Source organism: uncultured Streptococcus sp. (assembly GCF_901875575.1).
Lineage (GTDB): Bacteria > Bacillota > Bacilli > Lactobacillales > Streptococcaceae > Streptococcus.
In genome coordinates, this window is sequence record NZ_CABFMF010000013.1 from 1 (window position 1) to 18,270 (window position 18,270).

General features: G+C 40.0%; 16 protein-coding genes and 1 pseudogene. 6 read left to right on the plus strand and 11 right to left on the minus strand.

Going from position 1 to position 18,270, the window contains the following annotated elements; genetic code table 11:
- A partial coding sequence (locus tag QZ114_RS05135; protein WP_295500517.1) for a YSIRK-type signal peptide-containing protein occupies nucleotides 1-4,235 on the minus strand: 4,235 nt, incomplete at its 3' end.
- 450 nt (nucleotides 4,236-4,685) lie between these two features.
- Here QZ114_RS05135 and QZ114_RS05140 point away from each other — a divergent pair.
- The 4 genes and pseudogenes from QZ114_RS05140 (at nucleotide 4,686) to QZ114_RS05155 (ending at nucleotide 8,488) form a co-directional block, all read left to right on the plus strand.
- Entirely contained in the window at nucleotides 4,686-5,597 is a 912-nt protein-coding gene (locus QZ114_RS05140; protein ID WP_295500521.1) for an Rpn family recombination-promoting nuclease/putative transposase, read from the plus strand.
- Between the two features lie 29 nt (nucleotides 5,598-5,626).
- Nucleotides 5,627-5,960: pseudogene (locus tag QZ114_RS05145) on the plus strand (hypothetical protein); the annotation flags it as partial.
- Between the two features lie 352 nt (nucleotides 5,961-6,312).
- On the plus strand, nucleotides 6,313-8,031 hold the full coding sequence (locus tag QZ114_RS05150) for a phospho-sugar mutase (protein WP_295500524.1): 1,719 nt from the start codon (nucleotides 6,313-6,315) through the stop codon (nucleotides 8,029-8,031).
- Nucleotides 8,032-8,140: 109 nt separating this feature from the next.
- Entirely contained in the window at nucleotides 8,141-8,488 is a 348-nt protein-coding gene (locus QZ114_RS05155; protein ID WP_295500526.1) for a thioredoxin, read from the plus strand.
- A 36-nt stretch (nucleotides 8,489-8,524) separates the two neighbouring features.
- Here the strand turns inward: QZ114_RS05155 and QZ114_RS05160 are convergent, their stop codons facing one another.
- The 9 genes from QZ114_RS05160 to QZ114_RS05200 are packed head-to-tail and all read right to left on the minus strand — an operon-like array spanning nucleotide 8,525 to nucleotide 15,459.
- Entirely contained in the window at nucleotides 8,525-9,148 is a 624-nt protein-coding gene (locus tag QZ114_RS05160; protein ID WP_295500529.1) for a lysozyme family protein, read from the minus strand.
- Nucleotides 9,148-10,122 (minus strand): nucleoid-associated protein, encoded by a 975-nt coding sequence (locus QZ114_RS05165; protein ID WP_295500531.1) that lies wholly within the window; start codon nucleotides 10,120-10,122, stop codon nucleotides 9,148-9,150. The genes QZ114_RS05160 and QZ114_RS05165 overlap by 1 nt, the downstream gene beginning before the upstream one ends.
- A 7-nt stretch (nucleotides 10,123-10,129) precedes the next feature.
- Nucleotides 10,130-11,386 (minus strand): serine hydroxymethyltransferase, encoded by a 1,257-nt coding sequence (glyA, locus tag QZ114_RS05170; protein WP_295500533.1) that lies wholly within the window; start codon nucleotides 11,384-11,386, stop codon nucleotides 10,130-10,132.
- A gap of 60 nt (nucleotides 11,387-11,446) precedes the next feature.
- A complete protein-coding gene (locus tag QZ114_RS05175; protein ID WP_295500535.1) occupies nucleotides 11,447-11,878 on the minus strand; it encodes a GNAT family N-acetyltransferase in 432 nt (143 codons plus the stop codon).
- Between the two features lies 1 nt (nucleotide 11,879).
- Nucleotides 11,880-12,482 (minus strand): L-threonylcarbamoyladenylate synthase, encoded by a 603-nt coding sequence (locus QZ114_RS05180; protein ID WP_295500537.1) that lies wholly within the window; start codon nucleotides 12,480-12,482, stop codon nucleotides 11,880-11,882.
- Nucleotides 12,466-13,302: a peptide chain release factor N(5)-glutamine methyltransferase gene (gene prmC, locus QZ114_RS05185; protein WP_295500540.1), complete on the minus strand. Its 837-nt coding sequence runs from the start codon at nucleotides 13,300-13,302 to the stop codon at nucleotides 12,466-12,468. The genes QZ114_RS05180 and prmC overlap by 17 nt, the downstream gene beginning before the upstream one ends.
- The gene (prfA, locus tag QZ114_RS05190; protein WP_001028815.1) at nucleotides 13,302-14,381 is read right to left on the minus strand and encodes a peptide chain release factor 1; all 1,080 of its coding nucleotides are present in this window, start codon (nucleotides 14,379-14,381) and stop codon (nucleotides 13,302-13,304) included. Before prfA ends, prmC begins: the two co-directional genes overlap by 1 nt.
- 9 nt (nucleotides 14,382-14,390) lie before the next feature.
- On the minus strand, nucleotides 14,391-14,870 hold the full coding sequence (locus QZ114_RS05195) for a GNAT family N-acetyltransferase (protein WP_295500543.1): 480 nt from the start codon (nucleotides 14,868-14,870) through the stop codon (nucleotides 14,391-14,393).
- Nucleotides 14,860-15,459: a thymidine kinase gene (locus tag QZ114_RS05200; protein ID WP_295500546.1), complete on the minus strand. Its 600-nt coding sequence runs from the start codon at nucleotides 15,457-15,459 to the stop codon at nucleotides 14,860-14,862. The genes QZ114_RS05195 and QZ114_RS05200 overlap by 11 nt, the downstream gene beginning before the upstream one ends.
- A 122-nt stretch (nucleotides 15,460-15,581) precedes the next feature.
- Between QZ114_RS05200 and QZ114_RS05205 the strand changes: the two genes are divergently transcribed.
- Nucleotides 15,582-15,764, plus strand: a complete 183-nt coding sequence (locus QZ114_RS05205; protein ID WP_001117401.1) for a 4-oxalocrotonate tautomerase — start codon at nucleotides 15,582-15,584, stop codon at nucleotides 15,762-15,764.
- 131 nt (nucleotides 15,765-15,895) lie between these two features.
- Nucleotides 15,896-17,269 (plus strand): tRNA uridine-5-carboxymethylaminomethyl(34) synthesis GTPase MnmE, encoded by a 1,374-nt coding sequence (gene mnmE / locus QZ114_RS05210; RefSeq protein ID WP_295500548.1) that lies wholly within the window; start codon nucleotides 15,896-15,898, stop codon nucleotides 17,267-17,269.
- 46 nt (nucleotides 17,270-17,315) lie between these two features.
- On the opposite strand, the gene dapA is transcribed toward mnmE, so the two are convergent.
- Nucleotides 17,316-18,251 carry a 4-hydroxy-tetrahydrodipicolinate synthase gene (gene dapA, locus QZ114_RS05215; RefSeq protein WP_295500551.1) on the minus strand — a complete coding sequence of 312 codons (936 nt, stop codon included), beginning with the start codon at nucleotides 18,249-18,251 and terminating at the stop codon, nucleotides 17,316-17,318.
- Nucleotides 18,252-18,270 lie beyond the last annotated feature (19 nt).

The window sequence follows — 18,270 nt, forward strand, 5'->3', positions numbered from 1 at the left end:
GTTTTATCCGTACTTGTCCATTCTCCTGGCGTTACTACTTTTGTTACTAAGTTGTATGTTGCACTACGTTTGAAGTGCGCTGTTTGTTTCTTAGTTGGTTTCGCATTTTCGATTTCAGGTCCGTCTGCAGTTTCTTTCTTAACGTAAGTAATTGTACGTTTTACTTCTTTTTCTAAGTCAGATTTTGCTAATCCTTCTGCTGGCCATTTTGGTCCTTCTGGTTTATCTGGATCTACTGGATCATTTGGATTTTTCGGCTCTGTTACTGTTACAGTACGTTCCTTAACAAGTAATTTGAATACTTGCGTTGGATCTCCATCTGTTGGATCTTTTTCGTTATCAAATTTTTGATTATTTAATAACTCTTTATTTTCAACTACATATCCACGTTTTTCTAAGTCTGCAATCTTAGCTGTTACTGAATCTGTTGGAATTGCTGCATCTGTTGTTCCGTTATCAATACTTACTTTCTCAGCTGGTAATTCTACCTCTGTTCCTGTTGTTGTATTGAATACTTTCACTACTGCTTTTTGTGGATCTGCCACATATGTGATTTCTGTATTTGTTTTCGGATCTGTTGGTACTGGTGGATTGTATCCTTCCGTTAAATCATCTGGATTTTTCGGTACTAACGGGTTCCCTCCAACTTGTGGTGTGTATCCTGGTACATATGGGACCGTTCCTGGTGTTGGATCTCCTGGTTTTGTCGGATCTGTCGGATGGTTTGGATATGGGATTGGCGTTGGTGTTTCTTCACCTGGTTTATTAGGTATCCATGATCCTAACTTAGTATACACAACTTTCTTATCTAAGTCTGTTGAATTTACGTTTGTTTCCACTTCTTCGACAGATGCTTTGTCTGCTACATAACCATCTAATTTTTCTGTCGGTACAGCTGCTAGAGTTTTATCCGTACTTGTCCATTCTCCTGGCGTTACTACTTTTGTTACTAAGTTGTATGTTGCACTACGTTTGAAGTGGGCTGTTTGTTTCTTAGTTGGTTTCGCATCCGCTATTTCTGGTCCATCCGCAGTTTCTTTCTTAACATAAGTAATCGTACGTGTAACATCTTTCTTAAGTGACAATTGGTTCACTAACTCTTCTGTCCATTTTGGTCCGTTTGGATTTTCTGGATCAATTGGTGTGTCTGGAGTTGGTGGAGTTGTTACTGTTACTACTTTTTCTCTTACAGTTACATTATACACCTGACTTGGCTCTTGTCCGTCTACATCAGTTGTTGAATCAATTGTTTTACTATTTGTATCAAATTCGTTTGTTACAATCTCATACCCAGCATTTTTCAGTGCTGTTATTCTAGTATCTACATCTGTTGAAGAGAATGTCTCTCCTACATTACCAGAAAGCGTAATATCACCATATCCAGTTAACGGTTCTGTTACTGTCTCAGATACTTGTTTCTTGAAGTGAACGACACCTTTACCTGTTGTTGGCGTTACTGGTTTTACCGTTTCTTCATATACAAAAGTAACAACTTTATCTTCATCGGTAGTATCAATTGTTCCAGTCGTTGGTGCTGAACCAGTTGCTAAACCACCGTTATCAGCTACCAAACTATAATATTTATTATTTGTTGTAGATAGTGTTGTATAAGCTCTAGCTGTTACGTCGTAAGTAGAACTGATAAGCACATCCTTAGCTGCTGTATATCTATTTTCGCTGTCTTTCTCACCAAAAGTGTTTTCGTTTTCGATATTTGTAATCACATTACCTGCTTTATCAACATATCGAACTTTTACATTCCTAGACATAGCCGATCTTATTTCAGATGTCTTCTTACTCTTGTTGATTTCTTCTATAATCTTATTTTTCTTATCTTCTGGAAGATTTGACTTGCGAATTATTCTTATTGCTACTTCTTTTGATGGTCCTGTCGTATCTTGAATAACTGAGAAATCGGCTAGAATTGGCATATTATACTGAATACGAGAACTTTGAGGGTTTACCCCAACTCTTTCATTATCAGATGGAATTACTTGTACAGTATATGATACAATATCCGTTCCTAAAGGAATGTCCGCAGTAGCGAAGTAGCCTGCTTTTCCTAGTTTGCTATATCCAGGACCCACTGCTTCCTTAATCTTAGCCGACAGTTCTTCATCAGAAATCACATTCGTACGCACAATCCCTTTATCTACTCCTAAAATGTGTGAGAAATGTTTGAATTCTTCATTATTAGATTTAGCCCAACCATTATTAAGATTATTCGCTATTGTATTCGTTTTCGCTCGTTCAAAATCTGCAGAGGTAAGACCATATTCACTCGCAGTTCCAGTTGCTTCTATGCGAGACCCTTGAATACCAACTTCCTTGCTACCGTTTCTAGCGGCAGTATATGTGTATTTATCTGTTTCAACTTCCAGCTGATCATCGTTAACATGATAGGTAATTTTCTTAGCACCTGGTATAAGAGTAGTGAGTAATCTATATGCTCTGTCATCAGCTTTAGCTTGAGGCTTAGCTGTACTTAGCCAAGTTGGGGTATTAGGATTATCTTTATCAGCATTTTTCATTAAATTATTCAAGTCATTTGCTAGCTTTATAGGTAACTGAGCTGTACTTGTGAAAGTTTTCTTCCACTCTGAATCTCTTTCCTTTGATTTTCCTATACTTAAGAAGTCTTCAGTAACATTCATCACAATATCGCCTTGTTTTTTAGCTTCTTCCGTAGCTTCTGCTTCAAATTGAGCGTATAACTCTTGTTGTTTTGAATCGTAATCTTTTTTGTTTATACCTTTTAATGAACTATTTTTTACTTTCTCATTTCTAATTTTATTAATGCGATAAGTAAACTCATCTTTTAAAAATCTCAAAATGTTTGCATGTGCCGCTTCAACATTTAAACCTTTCTTATACAACTCTTCATTCTGAACGATTTCAGCTACACGAGAAATAGTTTCATCATAAACTTTTGTTTCTTCGCCCTTGCTATTTTGAGCTTTAATTACTACTCGATAACTTCCTTTAGAACCGTTAATATCTGTGATGTACCCTGTCACAAAATCAACACGAACACGACTTCCGTATTTAGTAGAAAAGGCTGTGAATTTCTTCTCTATCCCATTGTAGCCAACGACACCTGGAGAATATTTATTAAATTTATCCTTTTCTAAAAACGGAAGCGTCTTAAAATTAGCACCAACCGCCTCTGCACGTTCATTCTGAGTCCGTGGATCATATGTAGAATTATCCGCTACAGTATCATTACGATTGGCACGTGTACGCCCTTTAACAAGCATCAGCATATAATCAAAACGACGATCTAAGGCTTGCTCATGCACATAGACGTTATCTAAGGAATCTGCCCCAAGCATACCACCTTGTTCAATTATCGGAATCCCATTCTCAGTTTGTCCAACTTTATGCCAACCTGTGAAGTAACCTTGTGCGTTCTTTCTACCGATAACGAACTTACCTTTGTTTCCATTTTCATCAATGGCATGCCAACCACCAAAGTCATGAAGTTCTCTAATTTCACCCGGTTGAAGAGGTACACCCTCTGGATTCTCAGCAGTTTTATCAAATCGAAGTTCTCTTCCTAGAGTATCCATATTTCTCAAGTATGAACGCTCGTTATTTTGGAAGTCATCCGGCATATGTTGGATAATTTTCCACATTTCTTCAACTGTAGCATCTTCCTTAGGATCGTCAAACTTCAAGTGAGCATTCGGATCATGTGCTCCATCCTCATTTCCTTTTGGTATAGATATCCCCGGTTGATCTGGTTGTACTGTAGACCCCTTACGTTCGGTTACAGCAGAATCTAATACTTCGTTATTTCCAGTAGAAGCCCCGGCAGGTGTCTCAGTTCCAGTAGAAGTATTAGAAGTTCCGCCAGCAGGAGCATCTCCTGTTTCTCTTCTTACACGGCGACTTCTAGTATTAGCAGACGTAGGCGCCTCTGCCCTCTGCGCCGCATTAAGGGTTTCATTATTTTCTTTCTCTTTAGGTGTTGTTGGCTCTGTTGATTTTCCAGAAACATCTGGATTTTGAGCAGCCACCGCCCCATAGCCAGACGAAGCCAGACTGTTAGGTTGGCTTGTCTCCGATTCTGGAGACGGACGAGAGTGACTTGCCCCTCCATCAGTAGTAGTATTCGTTTCCGCGTGTACCACACCTGCCCCCATGGCAAGGTAAAAAGCACCAATGACGACACTAGCTGCACCGACACTTACTTTTCGAATACTATATTTTAGTTGTTTATCAAATTTACCCATTTTAGACTCCAATCATATATATATATATATATATTGTTATACTATTTCTTGCATAATAGCATACAATCTCATTTAAATATTATACATCAAACAACTATAAATTTCAACTTTTTTGATTGAAATGAAAGACTAGCATATAGACGACTCTTTTTACCAAAACCAAAGGTAGGTTAGGAGTCCCTCATCAGTAAACCAACAGCAAAGATGAAGTCCCATCAGCCTTGCCCTGTCGTGTGCATCTGATGGACTTGCTTCCTCCTATCAGCAAGCTCAGTCCTGTGCTTTGAGACCTCCCCAGCTTGCTTTAGGATTTTTACATTTATTTCTTTAAAAATGAGACAATTTGAGATTTTTTCTACCCTTTTTCTTCTTTTTCCGAATAAATAGATAGAAGCATCAAATTTAGTAAAACTAGATTAAAAAATGTGCTATAATGAAAGGAGAGGAAGTATGACATTACGTCATCCGGGCATCAGCCCAACTAATGATTTGGTTGCTAAGAAAATCTTTAGCAATCCAGAAATCACTTGTCAATTTATCCGCGATATGTTGGATTTACCAGCCAAAAATGTAACCATTTTGGAGGGAAGTAACATTCATGTCTTGCCTTCCCTACCCTACTCGGCCCAGGATTTCTATACTAGCATAGATGTCTTGGCGGAGTTGGACAATGGTACGCAAGTAATTATTGAAATCCAAGTTCATCATCAGAATTTTTTCATCAATCGTTTGTGGGCTTATCTGTGCAGTCAGGTCAATCAAAATCTCGAAAAAATTCGCCAACAAGAAGGTGATACCCACCAGAGCTATAAACACATCGCACCTGTTTACGCTATTGCTATCGTGGACAGTAATTATTTTCAAGATGATTTAGCCTTTCACAGTTTTAGTATGCGAGAGGACACGACGGGTGAAGTCTTAACCATCACAAACAATGGACAAGAAAATCATCTAGTCAAGATGGCGTTCTTAGAACTAAAAAAATACAGAGAAACCAGCAAAGACGAGGTTCGCAAGCCCTGGTTAGAGTTTTTCGGCAACAAGCCCTTTACCCAACAACCAGATCGAGCCATCAGCCAAGCAGATCAACTGCTGGATTACAAGAGCTGGTCCGAGGAGGACAGGAAGATGTTTAGTGAACAACGCAGACGCGAAGAACAAGCCTTGTTAGCACAGGACTATGCCTTGGAACAAGCTGAGGAAAAAGGCTTAGAACGTGGTCGTGCAGAGGGGATTGAACAAGGACTTGAACGTGGAAAACTCTTTGCCTTCCTAGATATGGTCCGCCAAGATCTTCTGACTTCTGAGATTGCCAGTCAGCAGTTAGGCATGACTGTCACTGAATTTGAGGCATTATTGTAAAATCATCACAATAATGAGTTCTTTGAACTAAAAAATACAGAGAAACCAGCAAAGACAAGGTTCGCAAGCCGTGGTTGGAGTTTTTCGGGAATAAACCCTTTACCAAACAACCTGAGCGAGCCATCAGCCAAGCAGATCAACTGCTGGACTATAAAAGCTGGTCCGAGGAGGACAGGAAAATGTTTAGTCAACTACGTATGCGTGAAGAACAACCGTTATTGGCTCATGATTATGCCTTAGAAACTGCTAGGGCGGAAGATCTTGAACGTGGACGAGCTGAAGGCATCGAACAGGGATTAAAAAGTAGGTTTAGCAAATCTAGTTCGTCAAGGTATTCTGACTTCCGAGCTTGCCAGTCAGTAATTAGGTATGTCAGTATCTGAGTTTGAAGCCTTGCTGGAAGATTATCACCAATAACGGTCAAGAAAACCATCTAGTCAAGATGGCATTCTTAGAACTAAACGTCTAGTCACAGATTAAAGATGCTGTGTAAAAGTCTTCTCATAATAAAACGTTTGGTATCAATGTTTTATTATGAGAAGACTTACTTTTTTACTGAGATTGAATTTTTCCCCGCATCAACATCATACACACAGCAAAGTTAAGCTGACCTGGTTTATCGAAAAGATTTTAGAGGAGTATAAGCATTTACTAAAACTTAAAAAAATGATATAATGAAGCCGATTAAATGTTTTAAAAATAAAGGAGAATTTTAATGTCTTACCAAGAAAATTACCAGAAATGGGTTGATTTTGCGGAGCTTCCTGACTACCTTCGTCAAGATTTAGAAAATATGGATGAAAAAACAAAGGAAGATGCCTTCTATACAAATCTTGAATTTGGTACTGCTGGTATGCGTGGCTTGATTGGTGCAGGTACTAACCGTATCAACATCTATGTTGTACGTCAAGCAACAGAAGGTTTGGCACGTTTGATTGAATCAAAAGGTGGAAACGAAAAAGAACGTGGTGTTGCGATTGCTTATGATAGCCGTCACTTCTCTCCTGAGTTTGCCTTAGAATCTGCGGCAGTTCTTGCTAAACATGGTATTAAATCTTATGTATTTGAAAGCCTTCGTCCAACTCCAGAACTTTCTTTTGCAGTTCGTCACCTCAACTGTTTTGCTGGTATTATGATTACTGCCAGCCACAATCCTGCTCCATTTAACGGCTACAAAGTATATGGTGAAGACGGTGGACAAATGCCTCCACACGATGCAGACGCTTTAACTACCTATATTCGTGCAATCGAAAACCCATTTGCAGTTGAAGTTGCTGATGTGGAAGCTGAAAAAGCTTCTGGCTTGATTGAAGTCATCGGCGAAGCTGTCGATGTGGAATACCTAAAAGAAGTCAAGGACGTTAACATCAACCCTGCCTTGATTGAAGAATTTGGTAAAGATATGAAGATTGTCTACACACCACTTCATGGTACTGGTGAAATGTTGGCTCGTCGTGCTCTTGCCCAAGCAGGATTTGACTCTGTTCAAGTCGTAGAAGCTCAAGCAACTGCTGACCCTGACTTCTCAACTGTAAAATCTCCAAATCCAGAAAGCCAAGCAGCCTTTGCCCTTGCTGAAGAACTTGGTCGTCAAGTTGGTGCAGATGTTCTTGTGGCAACTGACCCAGACGCTGACCGTGTTGGTGTGGAAGTTCTTCAAAAAGATGGTAGCTACCTCAACCTTTCAGGTAACCAAATCGGTGCTATCATGGCAAAATACATCTTGGAAGCCCACAAAAATGCTGGAACTCTTCCTGAAAATGCAGCTCTATGCAAATCTATCGTTTCAACTGACTTGGTAACGAAGATTGCTGAAAGCTACGGCGCAACTATGTTCAACGTCTTGACTGGTTTCAAATTTATTGCTGAAAAAATCCAAGAATTCGAAGAAAAACACAATCACACATACATGATGGGATTCGAAGAAAGCTTCGGTTACTTGATTAAACCATTCGTACGTGATAAAGACGCTATCCAAGCTGTTCTTGTCGTTGCTGAACTTGCTGCCTACTACCGTTCACGTGGTTTGACGCTTGCTGACGGTATCGAAGAAATCTACAAAGAATACGGCTACTACGCAGAAAAGACTATCTCTGTTACCCTTTCAGGTGTCGATGGTGCTGAACAAATCAAAGCGATTATGGCTAAATTCCGTAACAATGCTCCAAAAGAATGGAACACAACAGCTATCACTGTCGTAGAAGACTTCAAGGCACAAACTGCTACTGCTGCTGACGGTACTGTTACAAACTTGACAACTCCTCCAAGTGATGTGTTGAAATACACACTTGCTGACGGTTCATGGATTGCTGTTCGCCCTTCAGGGACAGAACCAAAAATCAAGTTCTACATTGCAGTTGTAGGGGAAACCAACGAAGAATCACAAGCTAAGATTGCTAACATCGAAGCAGAAATCAATGCTTTTGTAAAATAACGACCTAAAAAGATGAGACTAACCAATCTCATCTTTTTTCGTATCAAATCTAAGCAATTTTAGAAACTTTATGGCATACTAGACATATCAATGAAAGCGAGGTAATCTCATGGAACAATTTTTAGATAACATCAAAGACCTTGAAGTCACTACAGTTGCGCGTGCGCAAGAAGCTCTTGATAAAAAAGAAACTGCAACCTTCTTTATCGGTCGCAAAACTTGCCCTTACTGCCGTAAATTTGCTGGTACATTGGCAGGTGTCATAGCTGAAACCAAAGCTCACATCTACTTCATCAACAGTGAAGAATCAAGCCAACTCAATGAGTTACAAGCATTCCGCTCACGCTATGGAATCCCAACTGTACCAGGCTTTGTTCACATTGCGGACGGACAAATCAATGTCCGTTGCGACTCTTCAATGTCAGCACAAGAAATCAAAGATTTCGCTGGATTGTAAAAAAAGTCACTCGTATGAGTGGCTTTTTTGTGTTTTCTATAGAAAAGGAATGATTTCCATCACTTTGACCATTGATTTCAATATATAAAGGTTAAGTTGCACCTGTCTAGAATAGTAATAATTTCCACCATTTACATAAAGTTCAGCTCCATGCAGAATAGATATAGGATGGATATACCTATATGTTTTTCCTGTAGTATTTCCAAGTGAGGGAGCAACTGTCTCTCGCGAGTACTGTTTTGCTAATGAGAGAGTATTTTTCTTACCATGTTGAGCAATAAAATCAATATAAGTTGGTCCAAAATTATAAGCCTGCACGGCCGTCCAAACATCAACTCCCTTATTTTGAGCCTGATAGAGATTATCTGTCAGAGTTTGGATTCCTTGGCGAATGCTAATAGCTTTGTCGTTGATGGAGTTTGTTGAGCCAGTTGCAGACTCACTTGACTGCATGACATCGCCTTCTTTTCCTTTGGTTTCGGTATAGATCATAGCGAGCACAAGCTCTTCATTTGCTGGTGTATCTTTTTCACTCAAGATTTCCCTAACCAAGGTTTGGTAAGTCATCACTTGCTTAACATCTTGATGAATACGGTATAGTTTATAGCCAACAAAAAGTAAGACTGCTAGCACTAGCACTCTTCGTAATAATTTAAACATTATTTGCTTTGTATATCCTCGATATTTTTGATTAAGATTGAGTAGGTTCCATTATCATTTTGGATAAACTCAACAGACTCGGCGTCTTGATAGACGTTATTGGGAACGATGAGCTCAATTCCATTTGACAAGGAGAGTTTTTGGTTTTCAAATTTCTTTAATTGGCGACTGGCATCAATTTCATCAAATTGAACAGGCTCTGGTACGGCTTCCTTGACTTGATCAATAAAGCTTAATCGAGCTGTCAGGTTGTTATCAAAAAGATCATTGGCCAATTTTTCAGGTGACAACTCATTGCTTTCTTCTAAATTGTTGAAAATAGCAGACTTGACCTTGGATTGAAATTGAAAATCATCTGTGTTAAAAGATTCAGCAATTCTCTGGGCCGTTTTTTCCAGCTCCTTGATGGATTTCTTGGGAGAAATCTTAGGGGCAACAGCTAAAAGATTATCTGAAAAATAGTTCAAAAAAGTCCCGTTGTATTTGATTCGTTTTTCAATCAAGTGATATTTACGACTCTGAAGATTGACAACCAAGGCCTCGTCGGCACCCGTTCCAAATCCAGGCAGGTTATTCTGAGTCAGCTTGATTGGATTATCAACTTCTCCACCGAGGTGGGTCAAGGTCTCACGCAGGGCAATTCGCAAAAAAGCAAAATGCTCGATACCTTCTTTAGAAAATTGCACAAAAATCAAATCATTGGTCTTGAGATTCTCAGAAATACTGAACTCCTCTTTCCAGAGATTAGCCAGTGTTACTGATGTCTCCAACAAATCGTCTGTGATGTGATTGAAGAAGGGATTTTCTTCTTCGAAAATCCCAGTCTTGGCTTCATCTGAATACACACGTTCAATTTTTTTCCGCAGGTATTCTTCGATTTTTGGAGTGATATTGAGAAACTTATTCGCTAGAAACAGCTCAGTATCATCTGGGCTGAACTGGTGAATAATAGCTTTCTTAATATAAATGTCCATAAAATTTTTAGTCCTCGTATAATGGGAAGGCATCTGTCAATTCTTTGACTGCACTTCTCACTTCTTCTAAAACAGTCTCATTTTCTGCATTTTTAAGGGTTTTAATGATCAATTCAGCCACTTTGCGACTTTCTTCTTCACCAAATCCACGTGCAGTAATGGCTGCTGCTCCGATACGAATACCACTTGTCTTGAATGGTGACAAGCTTTCGTAAGGAATTGAGTTTTTATTTAAGGTAATATTGACTTCATCCAGCAAGTTTTGAGCAACTTTGCCGTTTTCTACAACTTTGGTCACATCCACTAGGAAGAGGTGGTTTTCAGTTCCGCCAGAAATGATACGGAAATCAGGGTCTTGCAAGAAGACAGCTGCCATAGCCTTGCTGTTCTTAATAACATTAGTAGCATATTCCTTGAAAGCTGGATCTAATACTTCTTTAAAGGAAACTGCCTTAGCAGCAACAACATGCTCCAATGGACCTCCCTGAATACCTGGGAAAATTGCTGAGTTGATTTTCTTGGCAAGTTCTTCGTCATTAGTCAAAATCAAACCACCACGTGGTCCACGAAGGGTTTTGTGGGTCGTTGTTGTAGTGATATGAGCGTATGGCACTGGGCTTGGGTGAAGACCAGCCGCAACCAAACCAGCAATGTGAGCCATATCCACCATGAGCTTAGCACCTACAGCATCAGCGATTTCACGGAATTTTGAAAAGTCGATAATTTGAGAATAGGCTGAAGCACCTGCTACAATCAGTTTTGGTTTTACTTCTTGGGCTTGTTTCAAAATAGCATCAAAATCTAAAAGTTCAGTTTCAGGATCCACACTATAAGAAACAAAGTTGTAGGTTTGACCAGAGAAACTAACAGGAGCTCCATGAGTCAAGTGACCACCTGCAGCCAAATCCATTCCCATAACCGTATCGCCAGGCTCAATCAAGGCCATGTAAGCCGCACAGTTGGCTTGGCTTCCTGAATGTGGTTGGACATTGGCAAATTTAGCACCGAAAATTTCTTTGGCACGTTCGATAGCTAGACTTTCAACTACGTCTACCACATCAGTTCCACCATAATAACGGCGTCCTGGGTAACCTTCGGCATATTTATTTGTCAGGATAGACCCTTGAGCGGCCATAACAGCCTTGGAAACTACGTTTTCCGAAGCAATCAACTCGATGTTGTTTTGTTGGCGTTCTTCTTCTTTGGCAATTGCATTCCAGAGATCAGCATCGTATGCTTTAAAATCGTCTTTGTCAAAAATCATAGGTCTTCTCCTTTATAGTGTGACTGGTCCTTCAGCTTGGTTTTACAATAAGAAAATAAACTAAAAGATGCGAATAAACCGTTTCTGCACTTTATCACAAGTATAACCAACTTTTTCGTAAAATGCATGAGCAGCCAGACGATGATCGGCAGAGTTTAAGCGGATAAAACTATAACCACGTCTTTTTGCTTCTTGCTCCAACCCTTGTAACAAGCTTTTACCGATACCTTGACCTTGCGCTTGAGGTGAAACTGCTAAGGCTAAGATATTAAAGCCTGCTTTGGAATAGAGTGATTCGTACACTTCAGCGTGGACATATCCAAGTAGGACATGACTGGCTGCATCCTCATAGCCAAGTAGGAAATGATGGGAATTCTGAGATAGTCTAGCTAATTGACTAGCTGTTTCCTCTGGACTAAAAGAATAACCCAAAGCCTCTTGGTTGATGTCACATATAGCATTCACATCTGTTTCTTGCAAATCTCTTAGCATTTTATTCCTCCTCAAAAGAAATCTCTGGCAACTGAGCAAGAATATCCTCTCGCTTAATGGCCCCTTGGCGTAAGATTTTCACCTTGTCTCCAGACAAATCCAAAATAGTTGAATCCTGTCCAGTTAGAAAAGCATCGTCTTCAAAACCCAGAACCTCTTGGTCAAAATCCTCTAAAATTTGATTAAAGGTTACTCCACTTGCCTGACCTGAGATATTGGCAGACGGCCCAATCAGAGGTCCTGTCACTCGAATTAAATCCAGTGTGATAGGGTGACTGGGCATCCGAAATCCAACAGTTGCAAGGCCAGAATTGACCCAATAAGGGACTCTATCATTGGCTTCGAGAATAAGGGTCAAGGGACCTGGTAAAAAGGACTCTACAAGTTTTTGGAGATATGTTGGCTGATTCTTAGAAAAGTGTAAGATATCCTCTAGAGAAGCGACATTGAGATTGAGTGCCTTATCTCTAGGACGACGTTTGAGCTGGTATACATGATCAACTGCTTTTTCGTCTAGAGCTTTCGCAAAGAGACCGTAAACTGTCTCGGTAGGTAAGACGACTGCTCCGCCCTTCTCTATCTCTTCTCTAATCCTGTCCATCATCAACCACAACCATCCTATCTTGACCGAATTGGTCCTTGAGTGTCCGAACTCTTTTATCAGGAAGATGTTTCCTAAAAAGTTCAGGAACACTTTGACCTTGCTTGTATCCAATTTCAAGGTAAATCTTACCACCATCTTTGAGATAGTCTTTTGCATCTTCCGCAATTCTACGGTAAATAGCTAGACCATCCTCATCTGCAAAGAGGGCTAGGTGAGGTTCTGAATGCAAAACATTCAAACCCACTTCTGACTCATCTTCACGAGAGATATAGGGTGGATTGGAAACAATTATATCATATTTTTCAGAAATTTCTGCAAAACAATCAGATTTTTTAAAAAATATATTAAGATTTTGATTTTTAGCATTCTCTAATGCAAGGTCAAGCGCCTCTTGAGAAATATCTGTCGCTGTCACTGACCAATCTGTTCTGTTTTTTGCTAATGCAAGGGCAATAGCGCCACTTCCTGTTCCAATATCAAGTACTGAAAGATTCGTATCAGGATTTTCAGCCAGGATGAGCTCCACTAACTCCTCTGTCTCTGGACGAGGAATCAAAACCCGCTCATCAACTCTCAACTGCATTCCAAAAAAATCTGCCTGTCCGATGATATACTGTGCTGGTTTATGATCTACTAACTGTTGAAAAATTTCCTCTACAAATAATTCCTCCTCTTTTGTCACTTCCTGCTGGAGGGCAAAAATAAAGTCTGTAAAAGATAGATTTTTCAGACTACGATAGACAAAAGAGAGGCTTTCTGCTTCCTCTCCTTGTCTTATCAACTCTTCTTCAAAATCTGAAAATAATTGAGCTAATTTCATTATTTGTTTAATTCTTCTAATTTTTGTGTTTGGTCATAGAGCACCAAGGCATCCACAACTTCATCCAATTTACCAGACAAGATAGTATCTAGTTTTTGGAGGGTCAAACCAATACGGTGATCTGTGACACGGTTTTGTGGGAAGTTATAAGTACGAATCCGTTCTGAACGGTCACCAGTACCAATTGTAGACTTACGCTCAGCGTCTTGTTCGTCTTGTGCAATCTGAGCAAAGTGGTCAGCAACACGCGCACGAATAATCTTCATAGCCTTCTCACGGTTCTTCTGCTGGGTACGTTCTTCCTGCATCTCAACCTTGATATTGGTTGGCAAGTGAACGATACGAACGGCAGTCGCAACCTTATTGACGTTCTGTCCACCAGCACCAGAGGCATGATAGATGTCGACACGAAGGTCTTTTGGATCAATGTCGTATTCAACCTCTTCTACTTCTGGCATAACAAGAACTGTCGCTGTCGAAGTATGAACACGGCCTTGGCTTTCTGTCACAGGGACACGTTGCACACGGTGGGCACCTGATTCGTACTTAAGCTTAGAGTAAACAGACTGACCTGAAACCATGGCAACCACTTCTTTGAAACCGCCGACACCATTCATAGAGGCTTCCATGACTTCAAAGCGCCAGCCTTGGGCTTCAGCATACTTTTGATACATGGTTAGCAAATCTCCAGCGAAAAGTGCTGCTTCATCTCCGCCAGCCGCTCCACGGATTTCAAGGATGATGTTTTTGTCATCGTTTGGATCTTTAGGAAGGAGCAAGATTTTCAGTTTTTCTTCGTATTCTTCTTTTTCAGCCTTGGCATCTTTGAGTTCTTGCTTGGCCATTTCTTCCAAGTCCGCATCTCCACCTGATTCCTTAATCATCTCTTCAGCGTCAACAATGTTTTGAAGGACTTGTTTGTATTCTCGGTAGGCTGTTACTGTGTCACGAGTTGAAGCTTCTTCTTTTGAAAGCTCCATAAAACGTTTGGTGTCAGAGACCACATCCGGGTCACTGAGCAACTCTCCTAATTCTTCATAACGGTCTTCTACAGCTTGTAGTTGATCATAGATGTTCATTTTTTCTCCTTAGTTCTCAATTGTTAAATCATAGATTGCTACTACTTCGTTCTCGGATATTTCCCCAGTTTCTTTAAATCCATAACTGAGGTAACAAGATCTTGCATGTTCGTTTTCTGGTTCATAAGACAACCAAAGTTTATTGCCTAAACCTGCTGGCGCTGTCCGAACATAGTCTAGTACTTTATCCATAATTGGTTTAAAATATCCTTGATTTTGAAAATTCTTATCAATCATAAAACGAAATAGTAAATAATTTCCACTACTAACTCCGATCTTTTTATCATAAGCTATCATCACAAAACCTATAATTGCATCATTATCATAAACTGCCAATGGAGCTACAAAATCTCTATTTTTAGTGTAGACATATGCTTCAGCTAAACTAATTGCATTGGTTGCAATGAATTGTTTTTGATATTCCTTGACATCCAAATTCAAAACATCAAAATAATTTTCCATTGTAACATCTCTTAGTTCAATTGTCATAGTTTTGCTCCTTGTTAGAGGTTATCATTGGCGCAAAATAATGTTTACGGCAAACCGAGATATAGGTTTCATTGCCACCAATCTGAATCTGTTCTCCATCATAAACGGGCAGTCCATCCTGTGTACGTAAGACCATAGTCGCTTTTTTCTTACAGTACTGGCAAATGGTCTTAATTTCATCAATCTTATCTGCTAAGAGTAAGAGATATTTAGAACCTTCGAACAGTTCATTGCGAAAGTCATTTTTCAAACCAAAAGCCATGACGGGTATATCTAACTCGTCAACAACACGAGCTAGGTCGTAAACATGGTGACGCTTGAGAAACTGGGCCTCATCAACCAACACACAGTAAGGTTTTTCAGGTAGGTCTCGGATACAGCCAAAGATATCCGTCGTTTCCTCAATCGCAATGGCAGGGCGTTTCATACCGATTCGACTTGACACATAGCCAACACCGTCACGAGTATCCAGAGCTGAAGTCATAATCACAACACCTTTTCCTTGCTCCTCGTAGTTATAGGCCACTTTGAGAATCTCAATCGTCTTACCAGAGTTCATGGTCCCATAACGATAATACAACTGTGCCATGTTTCTTGCTTTACGTCCATTTCTAAATTTTTGCTACATTCTAGTATATCATAATTTTCTTAAGCTTTAAACGGCAAAATGTGGTAAAATAGAAGAAATAAAAACTAGTGGAGGAAGCCATTATGCCATTTGTACGCATCGATTTATTTGAAGGACGCACGCTCGAGCAAAAGAAGGCTCTTGCTAAGGAAGTAACGGAAGCTGTTGTTCGTAATACTGGAGCCCCTCAATCAGCTGTACATGTCATCATCAACGACATGCCTGAAGGAACTTACTTCCCACAAGGGGAAATGCGCACCAAATAAGCTAGCTTAAGCAGAATTGCTTAGGCTTTTTCAATCTCCAAGTAGCATTCATTGAAGAAATAGATCAAATTTGTTACAATTTTAGAATAGATTTACAAACTTATAAAAGAATAATTTTTAAAGGAAAAGATATGATTACACGTGAATTTGATACCATCGCTGCTATATCTACTCCACTTGGTGAAGGGGCTATTGGTATTGTCCGCCTGAGTGGAACAGACAGTTTTGCTATTGCTCAAAAAATATTCAAAGGAAAGGACTTAACCAAGGTTGCCAGCCACACTCTCAACTATGGACATATCGTCGACCCACTAACTGGTAAAATCATGGATGAAGTTATGGTCGGAGTCATGAAATCTCCAAAAACCTTCACTCGTGAGGATATTATCGAGATTAACACCCACGGTGGGATTGCGGTTACTAATGAAATATTGCAACTAGCTATCCGTGAAGGAGCTCGATTGGCTGAACCTGGTGAATTTACCAAACGTGCCTTTTTAAACGGTCGTGTAGACTTGACACAGGCTGAGGCGGTCATGGATATCATCCGTGCAAAAACTGATAAAGCAATGAATATTGCAGTGAAGCAATTGGATGGTTCTCTTTCTGACCTCATTAATAATACTCGCCAAGAAATCCTCAATACACTTGCCCAAGTTGAGGTCAATATCGATTATCCTGAGTACGACGATGTTGAGGAAGCTACTACTGCTGTTGTCCGTGAAAAGACAATGGAGTTTGAACAATTGCTAACCAATCTTCTTAGAACAGCCCGTCGTGGAAAAATCCTTCGTGAAGGAATTTCAACAGCTATCATCGGACGACCCAACGTTGGTAAATCCAGCCTTCTCAACAATCTCCTACGCGAAGACAAGGCTATCGTGACTGATATTGCTGGTACCACACGTGATGTTATCGAAGAATACGTCAACATCAACGGTGTCCCTCTCAAACTGATTGATACTGCAGGAATTCGTGAAACGGATGATATCGTGGAACAAATCGGAGTTGAGCGTTCGAAAAAAGCTCTTAAGGAAGCCGACTTAGTTCTTCTAGTGCTAAATGCTAGCGAGCCACTGACTGCTCAAGACAGACAACTCTTAGAAATCAGTCAGGATACTAACCGAATTATTCTACTTAATAAAACTGACCTGCCTGAAGCGATTGAAACTTCAGAACTACCTGAAGACGTCATCCGTATTTCCGTCCTTAAAAACCAAAATATCGATAAGATTGAAGAGAGAATAAATAACCTCTTCTTTGAAAATGCTGGTTTAGTTGAGCAAGATGCTACTTACTTGTCTAACGCACGTCACATTTCCTTGATTGAGAAAGCAGTCGAAAGTCTACAAGCTGTAAACGAAGGCTTGGAACTAGGTATGCCAGTTGATTTACTTCAAGTTGATTTGACTCGTACTTGGGAGATTTTAGGTGAAATTACTGGAGATGCTGCTCCTGATGAACTCATCACCCAACTCTTTAGCCAATTCTGTTTAGGAAAATAAGAAAAATCCATGATCCTTCATTCGGTCATGGATTTTATTATCTTTATTAGTAATCTGGTCTTAAGACACCTGTTACAGTTGCCTTAGTCGCTTCGTAGTCGCCATCTACGACAACCTTAATAATGCGTTTGGCATCTTCTTCTGGTGCTGGAACAAGAGGTAGACGAGTTGGACCAGCTTCAAATCCCATATAGTTGAGAACGGCCTTGACAGGAGCAGGACTTGGATATGAGAAGAGGGCATTAACCTTAGGAATAAACTTACGCTGAATAGCTGCGGCTTTCTTCATATCGCTTTCTGCAATGGCAGTAAACATCTCGTGCATTTCATCCCCATTTGTATGAGAGGCAACAGAAATAACTCCATCCGCACCAAGATTCATTGCATGGAAAGCATCTCCATCTTCACCAGTGTAAATCAAAAACTCTTCAGGCTTATGCTCAATCAAGTAAGCCATATTAGCCAAGCTAGTACATTCTTTAACACCAATGATATTTGGATGATCCGCTAAACGAAGCATGGTCTCAGGAGTCAACTCTACCACTACCCGACCTGGAATGTTATAGATAATAATAGGCAAATCTGAAGCATCTGCAATGGCCTTAAAATGTTGATACATGCCTTCTTGAGAAGGTTTGTTGTAGTAAGGAACAATAGCAAGCCCAGCAGCAAAACCACCGAATTCTGCTACTTCTTTAACAAACTCGATTGAGTCACGCGTATCATTGGTACCGACACCAGCAATAAGCGGTACTCGACCATTAACAACTTTTTGTACAGCAGTAAAAATCTCCAACTCTTCATCGTGAGTCAAGGTAGGACTTTCAGCTGTCGTACCGGCAAGAAGAATTCCATCCGTGTGATGAGCCAGCAAATGCTCAATCAAGGCTGGAATAGCATCAAAATTGATAGAACCATCATCATGAAAAGGAGTAATAAAAGCTGTGATGATTTTACACTCTTTTAAATCTTGATAAGACATGAGAAACACCTCTCTATTT